This window comes from Streptomyces sp. NPDC013157 (assembly GCF_042899865.1).
In the GTDB taxonomy this organism is placed as follows: domain Bacteria; phylum Actinomycetota; class Actinomycetes; order Streptomycetales; family Streptomycetaceae; genus Streptomyces.
Genome location: NZ_JBIBAK010000026.1, coordinates 72,933 through 88,559, shown reverse-complemented (window position 1 = coordinate 88,559; position 15,627 = coordinate 72,933). Strand labels below are relative to the sequence as shown.

The window sequence follows — 15,627 nt, the reverse complement described above, 5'->3', positions numbered from 1 at the left end:
GCCTTTGGTGAAGCCTGTGGAGGGGTCGTGCAGACTGGCCGAATGCATACTGAGGTCGTTTCGGAACCCGGCGCCCCCGACCGCCCCAACGAGGACTTCGCCGCTGTCGGACTTCCCGCCTCGGGGCAGGGGGGTTGTGTGATCGTCCTGGACGGGGTGACCCCGCCCAGGGACGGGACCGGGTGTCTGCATTCCGTCCCCTGGTTCACCGCGCGGCTGGGCGGCGCACTGACCGAACTGACCGTTTCGCGAGGAGATCTGACGCTGCGGGAGATACTCGAACAGGCGATCGCCCGCACGGCCGCGGCACATGGTGACACCTGTGACCTTTCTCACCCGCGTACCCCTCAGGCGACGGTCGTGCTGAGCCGCTGGTCCGCGGAGACCGTGGAGTTCCTCGTCCTGTCCGACTCCGCGTTGCTCCTGAGGTCACCCGACGGCACGGTCACCCCGGTCCTGGACGACCGGCTCGACCGGGTGCCGCGCGCCTCGCTGGCCTCGGACGCGATCGCCGACGCGACGGTCCGCAACAAGGAGGGCGGCTTCTTCACGGCCGCCGCCGACCCCTCGGTGGCGGCCCGCGCGGTCACCGGGACCGTGCCCCGCGCCGAGGTCCGCGCGCTGGCCGCCCTCACCGACGGGGCGACCCGCTGGACGGAGAAGTTCCGGGAGGGCGACTGGAGCGCCCTCCTCGACGTCGTGCGCAAGGAGGGTGCGCGGGCGCTGGTCGGCCGGGTGCGGGAGCTGGAGGCGGCCGACCGGGAGGAGCGGGTGTTCCTGCGGCGGAGCAAGACGCACGACGACGCGACGGTGGTGTACGCCGAGCTGTGACGCCCCCGGTGGCCGCCCGTGGCGGCCTGATGCCGGCTACTTCTCCATGACGCCGTTCAACTGGCTCAGCAGCCGGGCCAGTTCCGCGACCTCGGTGCGGTCCCAGTGGGCGAGCTGGCGGACGTAGCGGCCCCGGCGGGCCTCGCGCACCGTGCCGACCCGGCGCCTGCCCTCGTCGGTGAGGGCGACCAGCCAGGCCCGCCCGTCGGCCGGGTCGGGCTCCCGGGCGATCAGGCCGAGCTCCTCCAGGGCGCGCAGCTGGCGGGACATGGTGGCCTTGCCGACGCCGACGTAGGCGGCCAGTTCGGTGGCGCGCTGGCCGCCGCACTCGTCGAGCCGTACGAGCAGCCCGTACGCGGCGGACTCCAGGTCGGGGTGGACCTCCCGGGCCATCTCGCCCTGGCTGGCCCGGGCGCGGCGCAGCAGCACCGTCAACTCGCGCTCCAGGGCCAGGAACTCCTGGTCGGCACCGCTCGGCGTCAACCCGGTGGCGGCGCGCTGTTCGTCGCCCTTTTCGTCCTCGTGCACGTCAGCACCCCTGATCGGTTTCGCAGTCCTGAAAGTTTCCGTCAAGCCCCGTCATCGCCGCAGCTCGCCAAGTATTCCGCAGGCGTAGACCAACGGCAGCCTCCGGATCCCCTTCCCCGGGGTCCGGCCCGTGCGTAGCGTCTGCACCCAGGCCATTGCTGGCATGCCCACGCCATTGAGCCGCGTCGAGCCGTGTGACACTGCGTCGTGTCGCGCCGCGCGGAACGACCGCCTCTGGCATACCTGGGACCTCACCTCACCCCACGGAGGCACGTCATGCCCGTGCACAGACCCGCCCCCACACTCCTGACCGGCCTGCTGGTGCTGCTGCTCGCAGCACTCGCCCCGGTCCCCGCCCACGCCGACGCGTCCGGCCCGGCCGTCCCGGCCCGCGGCTCGGCGTACATGGGAATGGGCGTCCTGGCCCACGACGGCCGGAGCGGCACGCCCAAGACCGACCTCGCCACCCAGACCGAAGGCGTCGACGTCGCCAGCTACCAGGGCGACGTCTCCTGGTCGACCCTGCTGGGCAGCGGGGTCAGATGGGCGTATTCCAAGGCGACGGAAGGCACGTACTACACCAACCCCTACTTCGCCAAGCAGTACAACGGCTCCTACGACGTCGGCATGATCCGCGGCGCCTACCACTTCGCGACCCCGGACACCGCGGGCGGCGCCGCCCAGGCCGACTACTTCGTCGACCACGGCGGCGGCTGGTCCAAGGACGGCCGGACCCTTCCCGGCGTCCTCGACATCGAGTGGAACCCGTACGGCGCGGCCTGCTACGGCAAGTCCAAGAGCGGGATGGTCACCTGGATCACCGACTTCCTGAACCGGTACAAGGCCCGCACCGGCCGCGCCGCGGTCATCTACACGGCGACCAGCTGGTGGAGCGACTGCACCGGCAACTACGGCGGTTTCGGCTCCGCCAACCCGCTGTGGATCGCCCGGTACGCCTCGGAGGTGGGCACGCTGCCGGCCGGCTGGTCGACGTACACGATGTGGCAGTACACGTCGACCGGGCCGTCGGTCGGGGACCACGACAAGTTCAACGGGGCCCTGGACCGGGTGGTGGCACTGGCCAACGGCTGAGCAAGCGCCCCGAAGGGGCGTGGGGCTGTTGTCGATGTGCGGCTCCGCCGCGTGGGCGCGACCGGCCACGACGGCGCCGCGGACGAACAACGGCGCACAGCGCGAAGGCCCGGGCCCCTCACGGGAACCCGGGCCTTCTTCTGCATCCGGCAGCGTCCGTCACGCCGCTACCGGAACCTCCGGCGCCGCGCCGTTCGTGGCGGGCGCGAGCGCCAGCTCCAGGACCTGGCGGACGTCGGTCACGGCGTGGACGTCGAGCTTGTCCAGCACCTCGGCCGGGACGTCGTCCAGGTCGGCCTCGTTGCGCTTCGGGATGATGACGGTCGTCACCCCGGCACGCTGGGCGGCGAGCAGCTTCTGCTTCACGCCGCCGATGGGCAGCACCCGGCCGGTCAGCGAGACCTCGCCGGTCATCGCCACGTCCGTGCGGACCAGCCGCCCGGAGAGCAGCGACGCGAGGGCCGTCGTCATCGTGACGCCGGCGCTCGGGCCGTCCTTGGGGACCGCGCCCGCCGGGAAGTGGATGTGCACGCCCCGGTCCTTCAGGTCGCCGACCGGGAGTTCCAGTTCGGCACCGTGCGAGCGGAGGAAGGACAGGGCGATCTGCGCCGACTCCTTCATCACGTCACCCAGCTGACCGGTGAGGGTCAGACCCGCCGCGCCCGTCTCCGGGTCGGCCAGGGAGGCTTCGACGAAGAGCACGTCGCCACCGGCGCCGGTGACCGCGAGGCCCGTCGCCACGCCCGGGACCGCCGTGCGGCGCTCGGCCGGGTCCTGGGCGGACTCGGGCACGTGGTGCGGCCGGCCGATCAGGGCGCGCAGGTCCTCGTCCCTGATCGTGAACGGCAGCTCCCGCTCGCCCAGTTCGTGCTGCGCCGCGACCTTGCGGAGCAGCCGGGCGATCGAGCGCTCCAGGGTGCGCACGCCCGCCTCGCGGGTGTACTCGCCGGCGAGCTTGCGCAGCGCGCTCTCGTCGAGGATCACCTCGTCCTTGGCGAGCCCCGCCCGCTCCAGCTGGCGCGGGAGCAGGTGGTCACGGGCGATGACGACCTTCTCGTCCTCGGTGTAGCCGTCCAGGCGGACCAGCTCCATGCGGTCGAGCAGGGCCTCCGGGATCGCCTCCAGGACGTTGGCGGTGGCGAGGAAGACGACGTCGGACAGGTCGAGTTCGACTTCCAGGTAGTGGTCGCGGAAGGTGTGGTTCTGCGCCGGGTCGAGGACTTCGAGCAGGGCAGCGGCCGGGTCGCCCCGGAAGTCGGACCCCACCTTGTCGATCTCGTCCAGCAGGACGACCGGGTTCATCGAACCGGCCTCCTTGATGGCCCGCACGATCCGGCCGGGCAGCGCGCCGACGTACGTACGGCGGTGACCGCGGATCTCGGCCTCGTCCCGGACGCCGCCGAGGGCGACCCGGACGAACTTGCGGCCCATCGCGTGCGCGACCGACTCACCGAGCGAGGTCTTGCCGACACCGGGCGGGCCGACCAGGGCCAGCACGGCACCGCCACGGCGCCCGCCGATGACTCCGAGCCCCCGGTCGCTACGGCGCTTGCGCACCGCCAGGTACTCGGTGATCCGCTCCTTCACGTCCTCCAGACCGGCGTGCTCGGCGTCCAGGACCGCCTTGGCGCCCTGGATGTCGTAGGCGTCCTCGGTCCGCTCGTTCCACGGCAGTTCGAGGACGGTGTCCAGCCAGGTGCGGATCCACGAGCCCTCGGGCGACTGGTCGCTGGACCGCTCCAGCTTGTCGACCTCCTTGAGGGCGGCCTCGCGGACCTTCTCCGGCAGGTCGGCGGCCTCCACCCGGGCGCGGTAGTCGTCGGACTCCTCGCCGTCCTTGGCGGCGTCGCCGTTCAGCTCGCGCAGCTCCTTGCGGACCGCCTCCAGCTGACGGCGGAGCAGGAACTCGCGCTGCTGCTTGTCGACGCCCTCCTGGACGTCCTTGGCGATGGTCTCCGCCACGTCCTGCTCGGCGAGGTGGTCGCGGAGCTGCTGGGTGGCCAGCTTCAGGCGGGCGACCGCGTCGACGGTCTCCAGGAGCTCGATCTTCTGCTCGGTGGTCAGGAAGGGCGAGTAACCGGAGTTGTCCGCGAGCTGGGAGACGTCGTCGATGGCCTGCACCCGGTCCACGACCTGCCAGGCGCCGCGCTTGCGCAGCCAGGCGGTGGCGAGGGCCTTGTACTCCTTGACCAGTTCGGTGACATGACCGGGCACCGGGTCCGGGACGTTCTCGTCGATGCGGGTGCCCTCCACCCACAGGGCCGCCCCCGGGCCGGTGGTGCCGGCGCCGATGCGCACCCGGTAGCGGCCGCGGATCAGCGCGCCCGGGTCGCCGTCGGCCAGGCGGCCGACCTGCTCCACGGTGCCGAGCACACCGGTGCTCGGGTAGGTCCCGTCGACCCGCGGCACCAGCAGCACCCTGGGCTTGCCGGGCTCGGTACGGGCGGCGGCCTGCGCGGCCTCCACGGCGGCGCGTACATCAGGGTCCTTCAGGTCCAGCGGGACCACCATCCCGGGCAGCACAACCTCGCCGTCGAGCGGCAGCACAGGGAGGGTGAGTGATGCGGACGTCGAAGCCATGATCTCCCCTTCGGCAGTCAACTTGAGCTATGTCGACTCAATGTTTGCGAGCCCAGAAATGTTCCCATGCATATGTTCGCTCTGAGCGATCAACTGCCGACCTGGCCGAACACGGTCCCACGCCCGTAAAAACAGTTGATCCGAGCGGGCTCATTCCCCGTACGGTCGGCCGATGACCGACACCGACCTCACCGCGGCCCTGCTGGCTGCCTACGACGCCCAGATGCGCGCCGTCCAGCCCGTCCCCGCCCCCGGGATCACGTACGAGCACGACGGTCCCGCCCTCCGTGTGGTGGGCCAGCACCGCGGCTTCGTGACCGGGCCGCGCGACTGGGGCGGCGTGCGCGGCCTTGAACTGGACGCGCTGATCGCCCGGCAGCGGGACTTCTTCGCGGCGCGCGGCGAGGCGGTGGAGTGGAAGACGCGCGGGCACGACGACCCGGCGGACCTCCCCGACCGGCTGCGTGCGGCGGGCTTCGTGCCCGAACCACGTGAGACGGTCGTGATCGCCCTGGTCGAGGACCTGGCCGTGGCCGCACCCGCCCTGCCCCCGGGCGTGACCCTGCGCCGGGTCACCGCCGATGCGGACCTGGACCGGATCGCCGCGCTGGAGACGGCGGTGTGGGGCGAGGACATGGCGTGGATCGCCGGCTACCTGAGGGGCCGGCTCACGGTCGCCCCCGACGACAACGAGGTGTACGTCGCCGAGGCCGCCGGAGAGGTCGTCTCGGCGGCCTGGATCGCCTTCCGCCCCGGCACGGACTTCGCCATGCTGCTGGGTGGCTCCACCCTGGCCGAGTGGCGCGGCAGGGGCGTCTACCGCGCGCTGGTGGCCCTGCGAGCGACCCGCGCGGCAGCCCGGAACGTCCCCTACCTCCTCGTGGAGGCCTCGTCCGCCAGCGCTCCGGTCCTCCAGCGCCTGGGCTTCACAGCGATCACGACCACCACCCCGTACATCTGGACCCCGGCCGACTGAAACGAGCCCCAAAGGGGCGCGGGGAACTGCGCGAGCAACCACGACGCCTCCGCACCCGGCAACCGACCGCCATCCACAACGGCGCATCGCCCCGCCCGGTCCGGCACCGCCGGACGACGCCGTCGGGGCTGAGCACCGTTGCGGCGGGAAATGAGGGTGCTCACCGCCACGACTCCGCAAGGCCCTCGCTGCACCACCGCAACGCAACTCACAGGAAAGGCCCCGAAACTGCCGGCGGACGCACAGCAAATGGCGGCGCGCACCGGGGCGGGGGGGACACATGAGTGAGAAACAGTCGACGCCCAAGCGGCCGGCACGGCGCGCCGTGCTCACCGGCGCCGCCGTCGTCGCGGCCGGCGCCGCCGTCCCGTTGGCCCTGCGCGCCGTCGGCGACGACGGCGCCGGCACCCCCGCCCCCGCCCGCACCGCCTCCGCGGCCCCCGCCGCAAGCCGTCCCCCGGCCTCCCCCCTCCCCCGCACCGATCCCCGCCCGAACATCCTCCTCGTCCTCACCGACGACCAGCCCAAGGAGACGGACTGGGCGGTCCGCCGTACCGCCGACTGGCTGGGCGGGCAGGGCGTCACCTTCGCGCGGGCGCACGCCAACACCCCGCTCTGCGCGCCCTCCAGGTCCACGATCATGTCGGGGCGGTACGCGCACCACCACGGCGTCCTCGACACCCGCCACCCCTACCACCTCGACCAGCACACCACCGTCCAGCGCCAGTTGCGTGCGGCCGGCTACCGCACCGGCCTGTTCGGCAAGTACCTCAACTACTGGCACACCGGCGACAACCCGCCGCACTTCGACGAGTGGCTGCTCCAGGAACCGGTGGCGTACTACGACGGCCACTACAACGACAACGGCACGGTCCGGAACATCCCCGGCTACAACACCCACGTCATCAGGGACCGTGCCCTCGCTTCATCGACAGGTCCCGGACCGACACCCGGCCGTGGTTCGCGTACGTCGCCACCCGCAGCGCGCACGAACTCAACATCCCGGAGCGGAGGTACGCGCACGCGCGCGTGCCGGAGTGGCCCGGCCGGCCCTCCGTGTACGAGGGCGACAAGAGCGACAAGCCGCCGTTCCTGCAGAAGGCGAAGCACACGTACGCCCAGGGGAAGGCGCTGCGCGGGCGCCAGTTGCGCACCCTGCTGTCGGTGGACGACGCGATGCGGGACTTCCGGGACGAGCTGCGCGCGCTGGGCCGGTTGGAGAACACCCTCGTGCTGTTCACCAGCGACCACGGGCTGTGCTGGGCGGACCACGGCTGGCTGCGCAAGTCGGTGCCGTACCGGCCGAGCCTGGAGGTGCCGTTCTGGCTGTCCTGGCCCGCGCGGGGGCTGGGCGAGGGCACCGTCGACGACCGGCTCACCGGCCATGTCGACATCGCCCCGACCCTCCTGGACGCGGCCGGCGTCACCCCGGACACCCCGCACGACGGCCACTCGCTCCTGGACACCCGCAACGACCGCGACCGCCTCCTCGCCGAGTGGTGGTGGAACCGGCAGGACCAGGAGCCGATCCACACCTGGGCCACCCACATCGGCAGGTCCACGCAGTACACCGAGTACTACCGCACACGCCTCGACGGGCAGGGCCTGCCCACGCAGGGCGACGGCAAAGTGCTCTTCCGCGAGTTCTACGACCTGGCAGCCGACCCGTACCAGCTCACCAACCGCCTGCACGGCGCCACCGCAGAGCAGGAGAAGGCCCTGGGAGTACCGGAGTCGGCGAAGGCGCTGGCGGCGGCGCGGCGCGCCTGAACCCTCAGGCCGGGACGGCGACGGCCGGACCCCGCTCCCGGTACCAGCGTCGTACGACGGGCCAGAGCGCCGCCCCGATGCCCAGCGCGATCAGGTGGCCCCAGTTGGTCATCGGGTCCTCGAAGGCGATGAGGTCCTCGATGAGGTCGTAGCCCACCAGGGCGAGCAGCGGCCAGCGCAGCCAGGGGGCGAGGAGGCCGGAGAGCGCGCCGATGCTGGCGGCCACGCCGAAGCTGATGCCGTAGTCGAGGCGGTGCAGGGAGGTGGTGGGGAGGTGGCCGGCCAGGACCGCGAGGCCGACCGGGACCTCGGTCGCGAGGGTGGCCAGGACATGGCCCGTCAGGAAGACGACGATCGCGCGGGCGCCTCCTATCCGCCGCTCCAGCGCGGTCAGGACGAGCGCGAAGGCCAGCGCGAACGGCGACAGCAGCCCGCCCGCGACCCACAGCGCGCTGGCCAGCAGGACGAAGACGGGGGTGCGCAGCAGGTGGGCGACGTCGGTGCTGGAGTCCTGGTAGACCGCGTACAGGAGGCGGGGACTGGCGCAGCTCGCGAAGAGCGAGGTGAGGGCCAGGATCGCCGTGTAGGTGAAGGTGACCGGGGTGCCGGTGGGGGTGGGAAGGAGCCGCCAGGCGCGCAGTCGGAGGGCGGTGCGCGGGTGCCCCGGGGCGGGTGCCGCGAGCGGGCCGCGCTGGCGGGGCACGCCGTCGAGGAGGACGGCGACGTCCCCGGCCGGAAGGGGCTCGGGCGTGGGCGTCGATGCGGCCCTCGCGGTCCGTTCCACGGTGAGGCGCTCCTTCCGTTTCACCCCACCCTTCGCCGTCCCACGAGCCGCTGTCTATGACCGAGGCCACCCACGGAACGATTCAAAGGATTTTCTGAAGAACCAAGAGGGGTCAGAAGGAACCATACGAGCCGCTTCCCGGCGGCCATGGGCGCGAAGCGCCGGGCGGCCCCTCGAACGGGTGACACCCGTGCGGCTGCCCGACACCCGTAATTCGGGTGGCCGCAAAGCCCTGTTGGGGCAGGATGGCCACCATGACGACCTCGGCCTCCATGCCCGACAGCCGCCCTGTGGTCCTGGACCGGCGCGACGGGCCGTACGGCGAGGTGGTGCTGCGCAGACACGGCGGGCTCCTGCAGATCATCGCCAACGGCTGCTTCCTGATGGACACCTCCGACGGACGCTCGGAGCGGTTGCTGGTGGACGCCGCGCGCCAGGCGCTGGACGGACGGAGCGATCCCGCGGTGCTGATCGGCGGGCTGGGCGTCGGGTTCTCGCTCGCCCATGCCGCGCAGGACCCCCGCTGGGGACGGATCACGGTCGTGGAGCGGGAGGCGGCGGTCGTCGACTGGCACCGGGACGGTCCGCTCTCCGCGCTCTCCGCCCGCGCGTTCGCCGATCCGCGCACGGTGGTCGTCGAGAGTGATCTCGTGACTTACGTCAATGAGACATCGGACACGTTCGACGCGCTGTGCCTGGACATCGACAACGGCCCCGACTGGACCGTCGACAAGGCCAACGAGGGGCTCTACTCACCGGCCGGACTCGCAAGCTGCGCAAGGGTGTTGAGACCGGGCGGGGTACTGGCCGTATGGTCGGCGCAGCCCTCTTCGGAATTCGAGGGAACCTTGTGGAATGCCGGTTTCCAGCGGGTGCGTACCGAAGAGATCCCGGTTGCCCGGGGCGTTCCGGACGTCGTTCACCTTGCCGTCCGCCCTGGATAGCGAGTGCGCCTCCTGTCCCCGTAATGTGCATCCCTGACGCGGATCATTCAAGCGTCAATCGCAGTCATGGGATCACCCCACTGGTTCCGGAAAGCACACAGGGGCGGGCGATGGAGCAGACACACACCTCCCACAACGGCGCGGCGACGGCGACCCAGGGCGCCCAGCGCCGGGTTCTGGTCGTCGAGGACGACCCCACGATCGTCGACGCCATCGCGGTCCGACTGCGCGCCGAGGGGTTCCTCGTGCAAACAGCGGGCGACGGCCCGGCGGCCGTCGACACCGCCGAGGCCTGGCAGCCCGACCTGCTGATCCTCGACATCATGCTGCCCGGCTTCGACGGTCTGGAGGTCTGCCGGCGCGTGCAGGCCGCCCGCCCGGTACCGGTACTCATGCTCACCGCGCGGGACGACGAGACCGACATGCTGGTCGGCCTAGGGGTCGGCGCCGACGACTACATGACCAAGCCGTTCTCCATGCGGGAGCTGGCGGCTCGCGTACACGTGCTGCTGCGGCGGGTGGAGCGGGCGGCCATCGCGGCCTCCACGCCCCGCTCCGGCATCCTGCGCCTCGGCGAGCTGGAGATCGACCACGCGCAGCGCCGGGTCCGGGTGCGCAGCGAGGACGTTCACCTCACCCCCACCGAGTTCGACCTCCTCGTGTGCCTGGCGAACACCCCGCGCGCGGTGCTCTCCCGTGAGCAGCTGCTCGCCGAGGTGTGGGACTGGGCGGACGCCTCCGGCACCCGCACGGTCGACAGCCACATCAAGGCGCTGCGCCGGAAGATCGGCGCCGAGCGGATCCGCACTGTGCACGGTGTGGGCTACGCGCTGGAGACACCGACGCCATGAGCGGCGGGCCGACCGGACCGAGAGGCCCCGGGGAGGAGCCCTGGGGCGGTGTACGCCCGTTCTCGATCAAGACCAAGCTCGGCGCCCTGGTCGTCGTCTCGGTCCTGATCACCACCGGTCTGTCGATCGTCGCCGTGCACACCAAGACCGAGCTGCGCTTCATCACGGTCTTCTCGATGATCGCCACACTCCTGATAACGCAGTTCGTGGCGCATTCGCTCACCGCGCCGCTGGACGACATGAACGCGGTGGCCCGGTCGATATCGCAGGGCGACTACACGCGCCGGGTGCGCGAGAACCGCCGGGACGAGCTGGGCGACCTGGCCGAGACGATCAACGTCATGGCCGACGAGCTGGAGGCCCAGGACCGCCAGCGCAAGGAGCTGGTCGCCAACGTGTCGCACGAGCTGCGCACGCCCATCGCGGGACTGCGGGCCGTCCTGGAGAACGTCGTCGACGGGATCGCCGAGCCGGACACCGAGACGATGCGCACGGCCCTCAAGCAGACCGAGCGCCTCGGACGGCTCGTGGAGACCCTCCTGGACCTGTCCCGGCTCGACAACGGCGTGGTGCCGCTGCGGCAGCGCCGGTTCGAGGTGTGGCCGTACCTCTCGGGCGTGCTGAAGGAGGCCAACATGGTCGCCGGGGCACGCGGGGGCATGGCCTCGGGCTCCGGGAACCACACGCGTACGGACGTCCATCTGCACCTGGACGTCTCGCCGCCCGAGCTGACCGCGCACGCCGACCCGGAGCGCATCCACCAGGTCGTGGCCAACCTCATCGACAACGCGGTCAAGCACAGCCCGGCGCACGGCCGGGTGACCGTGAAGGCGCGGCGCGGGCCGCAGCCGGAGTCGCTGGAGCTGGAGATCCTGGACGAGGGTCCCGGCATTCCGCGCTCGGAGTGGCACCGCGTCTTCGAGCGCTTCAACCGCGGCGCCGTACGGCGGCCGCACGGTCCGGGCAGCGACGGCGGCACCGGGCTGGGCCTGGCGATCGCCCGGTGGGCGGTGGATCTGCACGGCGGCCGGATCGGTGTGGCCGAATCCGACCGGGGCTGCAGGATTATCGTCACTCTCCCGGGACTTTCATCCGTGCCAAGTTGACGTAAAGTTCGATCCGGAGCCTCAAGATCCACCTGGCGTCGGCACGGCCGTCCGCGCAGCCGGACACGTGTGATCAGGTGCGGCCCCCGCGCACGTCGCGCGGGGGTTCGGTGTGAGGTGATCGCCGGCGTGGCGGAGCCATGCCTGGTTCAGTCCTTTCGCAGCGCAACCACGCTTGTTTCCCGCCATATCAAGCCCTGAAACACAGTTTTCGATGTGACTTACGCGACGATGAACCGGCCCGACCTGACCTTCGCGGTCTTGGAGGCGTAGCCTTTATTCCCGCTGTCCATAACCTTGTGAAGCGGAAGAGGGCGGTTGCCGCCGTGTCGCCACAGTCCCCCAGTAACTCGAGCATCTCGACCGACGCAGACCAAGCGGGCAAGAACCCCGCAGCCGCGTTCGGACCGAACGAGTGGCTCGTCGACGAGATCTATCAGCAGTACCTCCAGGACCCGAATTCGGTAGACCGAGCCTGGTGGGACTTCTTCGCCGACTACAAGCCGGGGGCGCCCGCCGCCTCGGCTCCGGCGGGTACCGCGGCCGCGGGGGCCGCGGGCACCACCTCCACGACACCCGCGCCGGCCCAGCCGGCGGCTCCGGCTCCGGCCGCTCCCGCCGCCCAGGCGCCCGCCGCGCCCGCACAGGCCGCCCCGGCCGCGCCTGCCGCTCCGAAGGCCGCAGCGCCCGCCCCGGCGCCCGCGAAGCCCGCCGCCGCTCCGGCCCCGGCCGCCGCGAAGCCGGCCGCCGCCAAGGCCGCCGCGCCCGCCGCCGAGGCCCCGGAGGGTCCCGAGCTGGTCACGCTGCGTGGTCCCGCCGCGGCCGTCGCGAAGAACATGAACGCCTCGCTGGAGCTGCCGACGGCCACCTCGGTCCGCGCGGTCCCGGTGAAGCTGCTCTTCGACAACCGGATCGTCATCAACAACCACCTGAAGCGCGCCCGGGGCGGGAAGATCTCCTTCACGCACCTGATCGGCTTCGCGATGGTCCAGGCCATCAAGGCCATGCCGTCGATGAACCACTCGTTCGGCGAGAAGGACGGCAAGCCGACCCTGGTCAAGCCGCCGCACGTCAACCTCGGCCTGGCCATCGACCTGGTGAAGCCCAACGGCGACCGCCAGCTCGTCGTCGCGGCCATCAAGAAGGCCGAGACCCTGAACTTCTTCGAGTTCTGGCAGGCCTACGAGGACATCGTCCGTCGCGCCCGCGACAACAAGCTGACGATGGACGACTTCACCGGCGTCACGGTCTCCCTGACCAACCCCGGCGGCCTCGGCACCGTCCACTCGGTCCCGCGCCTGATGCCCGGCCAGTCGGTCATCATGGGCGTCGGCTCCATGGACTACCCGGCCGAGTTCCAGGGCACCAGCCAGGACACCCTGAACAAGCTCGGCATCTCGAAGGTCATGACGCTCACGTCGACCTACGACCACCGGGTCATCCAGGGCGCCGCCTCCGGCGAGTTCCTGCGCTCCGTCGCGAACCTCCTCCTCGGCGAGAACGGCTTCTACGACGACATCTTCGAGGCCCTGCGCATCCCCTACGAGCCGGTCCGCTGGCTCCGGGACATCGACGCCAGCCACGACGACGACGTCACCAAGGCCGCCCGCGTCTTCGAGCTGATCCACTCCTACCGGGTCCGCGGCCACGTCATGGCCGACACCGACCCGCTGGAGTACAAGCAGCGCAAGCACCCCGACCTGGACATCACCGAGCACGGCCTCACCCTGTGGGACCTGGAGCGCGACTTCGCGGTCGGCGGCTTCGCCGGCAAGTCGATGATGAAGCTGCGCGACATCCTCGGCGTGCTGCGCGACTCGTACTGCCGCACCACTGGCATCGAGTTCATGCACATCCAGGACCCGAAGCAGCGCAAGTGGATCCAGGACCGCGTGGAGCGCCCGCACTCCAAGATGGAGCGCGAGGAGCAGCTGCGGATCCTGCGCCGCCTGAACGCGGCGGAGGCCTTCGAGACCTTCCTGCAGACCAAGTACGTCGGCCAGAAGCGCTTCTCCCTGGAGGGCGGCGAGTCCGTCATCCCGCTGCTCGACGCGGTCCTGGACTCGGCCGCCGAGTCCCGCCTCGACGAGGTCGTCATCGGCATGGCCCACCGCGGCCGCCTGAACGTCCTCGCCAACATCGTCGGCAAGTCGTACGCGCAGATCTTCCGCGAGTTCGAGGGCAACCTCGACCCGAAGTCGATGCACGGCTCCGGCGACGTGAAGTACCACCTGGGCGCCGAGGGCACCTTCACCGGCCTGGACGGCGAGCAGATCAAGGTCTCGCTGGCCGCCAACCCGTCCCACCTGGAGACGGTCGACCCGGTCATCGAGGGCATCGCCCGCGCCAAGCAGGACATCATCAACAAGGGCGGCACGGACTTCACGGTCCTGCCGGTCGCGCTGCACGGCGACGCGGCCTTCGCGGGCCAGGGCGTGGTGGCCGAGACCCTGAACATGTCGCAGCTGCGCGGCTACCGCACCGGCGGCACGGTCCACATCGTCATCAACAACCAGGTCGGCTTCACCGCGGCCCCGGAGTCCTCGCGTTCCTCGATGTACGCGACGGACGTGGCCCGCATGATCGAGGCCCCGATCTTCCACGTGAACGGCGACGACCCGGAGGCGGTCGTGCGCGTCGCGCGCCTGGCCTTCGAGTTCCGCCAGGCGTTCAACAAGGACGTGGTGATCGACCTCATCTGCTACCGCCGCCGCGGTCACAACGAGTCGGACAACCCGGCCTTCACCCAGCCGCTGATGTACGACCTGATCGACAAGAAGCGCTCGGTGCGCAAGCTCTACACCGAGTCCCTGATCGGTCGCGGCGACATCACCCTGGAAGAGGCCGAGCAGGCCCTGCAGGACTACCAGGGCCAGCTGGAGAAGGTCTTCACGGAGGTCCGCGAGGCCACCGCGCAGCCGGCCGCCGCACCCGCCCAGGAGCCGCAGGACGGCTTCCCGGTCGCCGTGCCGACCGCGATCTCCACGGAGGTCGTCAAGCGCATCGCCGAGTCCCAGGTCAACATCCCGGACTACTTCACCGTCCACCCGCGTCTGCTGCCGCAGCTGCAGCGCCGGGCGGCGATGATCGAGGACGGCACGATCGACTGGGGCATGGGCGAGACCCTGGCCATCGGCTCGCTGCTGATGGAGGGCACCCCGGTGCGCCTGTCCGGCCAGGACTCCCAGCGCGGCACCTTCGGCCAGCGCCACGCGGTCCTGATCGACCGGGAGACGGGCGCGGACTACACCCCGCTCCTCTACCTGTCCGAGGACCAGGCCCGGTACAACGTCTACAACTCGCTGCTCTCCGAATACGCGGTGATGGGCTTCGAGTACGGCTACTCGCTGGCCCGTCCGGACGCGCTGGTGATGTGGGAGGCGCAGTTCGGTGACTTCACCAACGGCGCCCAGTCGGTCATCGACGAGTACATCTCGGCGGCGGAGCAGAAGTGGGGCCAGACCAGTGGCGTCACCCTCCTCCTCCCGCACGGCTACGAGGGCCAGGGCCCGGACCACTCCTCGGCCCGTATCGAGCGCTTCCTGCAGCTCTGCGCCCAGAACAACATGACGGTCGCGATGCCGACCCTCCCGTCGAACTACTTCCACCTCCTGCGGTGGCAGGTGCACAACCCGCACCACAAGCCGCTGGTCGTCTTCACCCCGAAGTCGATGCTGCGCCTCAAGGCGGCGGCCTCGAAGGCGGAGGAGTTCACGAGCGGGCAGTTCCGCCCGGTCATCGGCGACGACTCGGTGGACCCGAACGCGGTCCGCAAGGTCGTGTTCTGCACCGGCAAGGTCTACTACGACCTGGAGGCCGAGCGGCAGAAGCGCGGCGTCACGGACACCGCGATCATCCGCCTCGAGCGCCTGTACCCGCTGCCGGGTGCGGAGCTCCAGGCCGAGGTCAACAAGTACCCGAACGCCGAGAAGTACCTGTGGACCCAGGAGGAGCCGGCGAACCAGGGTGCCTGGCCGTTCATCGCGCTCAACCTGATCGACCACCTGGACCTGGCGGTCGGCGCCGACGTCCCGGCCGGCGAGCGCCTGCGCCGCATCTCGCGCCCGCACTCCTCGTCCCCGGCGGTGGGTTCGGCCAAGCGCCACCAGGCCGAGCAGGAGCAGCTGGTGCGTGAGGTCTTCGAGGCGTAGGCCTGCGGAGCACC

Annotated in this window: 11 protein-coding genes and 1 pseudogene; 9 read left to right on the top strand and 3 right to left on the bottom strand. The window is 71.0% G+C overall.

Annotated elements, in window-relative coordinates; translation table 11 throughout:
* The first annotated feature begins 42 nt into the window (after positions 1–42).
* Positions 43–831, top strand: coding sequence for a hypothetical protein (locus ACFY6U_RS48135; RefSeq protein WP_390048893.1), 789 nt, complete (start codon positions 43–45; stop codon positions 829–831).
* 36 nt (positions 832–867) lie between these two features.
* On the opposite strand, the gene ACFY6U_RS48130 is transcribed toward ACFY6U_RS48135, so the two are convergent.
* Positions 868–1,359: a MarR family transcriptional regulator gene (locus ACFY6U_RS48130; RefSeq protein ID WP_351502617.1), complete on the bottom strand. Its 492-nt coding sequence runs from the start codon at positions 1,357–1,359 to the stop codon at positions 868–870.
* A 276-nt stretch (positions 1,360–1,635) separates the two neighbouring features.
* Here ACFY6U_RS48130 and ACFY6U_RS48125 point away from each other — a divergent pair, with 276 nt between their 5' ends.
* The gene (locus tag ACFY6U_RS48125; protein WP_390048891.1) at positions 1,636–2,451 is read left to right on the top strand and encodes a lysozyme; all 816 of its coding nucleotides are present in this window, start codon (positions 1,636–1,638) and stop codon (positions 2,449–2,451) included.
* A 159-nt stretch (positions 2,452–2,610) separates the two neighbouring features.
* On the opposite strand, the gene lon is transcribed toward ACFY6U_RS48125, so the two are convergent.
* Entirely contained in the window at positions 2,611–5,031 is a 2,421-nt protein-coding gene (gene lon / locus ACFY6U_RS48120; protein WP_390048889.1) for an endopeptidase La, read from the bottom strand.
* 172 nt (positions 5,032–5,203) lie between these two features.
* On the opposite strand from lon, the gene ACFY6U_RS48115 reads away from it, so the two are divergent.
* From ACFY6U_RS48115 to ACFY6U_RS48105, 3 genes and pseudogenes are all read left to right on the top strand, one after another.
* On the top strand, positions 5,204–6,007 hold the full coding sequence (locus ACFY6U_RS48115) for a GNAT family N-acetyltransferase (RefSeq protein WP_390048887.1): 804 nt from the start codon (positions 5,204–5,206) through the stop codon (positions 6,005–6,007).
* A gap of 280 nt (positions 6,008–6,287) precedes the next feature.
* A pseudogene (locus ACFY6U_RS48110) lies at positions 6,288–6,869 on the top strand (sulfatase-like hydrolase/transferase); the annotation flags it as partial.
* Complete coding sequence (locus tag ACFY6U_RS48105; RefSeq protein WP_390048885.1) at positions 6,821–7,777, top strand: sulfatase-like hydrolase/transferase; 957 nt, start codon at positions 6,821–6,823, stop codon at positions 7,775–7,777. The pseudogene ACFY6U_RS48110 and the gene ACFY6U_RS48105, both read left to right, overlap by 49 nt.
* A 4-nt stretch (positions 7,778–7,781) precedes the next feature.
* On the opposite strand, the gene ACFY6U_RS48100 is transcribed toward ACFY6U_RS48105, so the two are convergent.
* Positions 7,782–8,561 (bottom strand): rhomboid-like protein, encoded by a 780-nt coding sequence (locus ACFY6U_RS48100; protein ID WP_390048883.1) that lies wholly within the window; start codon positions 8,559–8,561, stop codon positions 7,782–7,784.
* A gap of 254 nt (positions 8,562–8,815) precedes the next feature.
* Here ACFY6U_RS48100 and ACFY6U_RS48095 point away from each other — a divergent pair, with 254 nt between their 5' ends.
* The 4 genes from ACFY6U_RS48095 to ACFY6U_RS48080 all read left to right on the top strand — a co-directional run bounded on the left by ACFY6U_RS48095 (position 8,816) and on the right by ACFY6U_RS48080 (position 15,613).
* A complete protein-coding gene (locus ACFY6U_RS48095; RefSeq protein ID WP_390048881.1) occupies positions 8,816–9,505 on the top strand; it encodes a spermidine synthase in 690 nt (229 codons plus the stop codon).
* Between the two features lie 110 nt (positions 9,506–9,615).
* On the top strand, positions 9,616–10,356 hold the full coding sequence (locus ACFY6U_RS48090; protein WP_351502809.1) for a response regulator transcription factor: 741 nt from the start codon (positions 9,616–9,618) through the stop codon (positions 10,354–10,356).
* On the top strand, positions 10,353–11,462 hold the full coding sequence (locus tag ACFY6U_RS48085) for an ATP-binding protein (protein WP_390048879.1): 1,110 nt from the start codon (positions 10,353–10,355) through the stop codon (positions 11,460–11,462). The genes ACFY6U_RS48090 and ACFY6U_RS48085 overlap by 4 nt, the downstream gene beginning before the upstream one ends.
* 326 nt (positions 11,463–11,788) lie before the next feature.
* Positions 11,789–15,613 (top strand): multifunctional oxoglutarate decarboxylase/oxoglutarate dehydrogenase thiamine pyrophosphate-binding subunit/dihydrolipoyllysine-residue succinyltransferase subunit, encoded by a 3,825-nt coding sequence (locus ACFY6U_RS48080; RefSeq protein WP_390048877.1) that lies wholly within the window; start codon positions 11,789–11,791, stop codon positions 15,611–15,613.
* Positions 15,614–15,627: the final 14 nt, after the last annotated feature.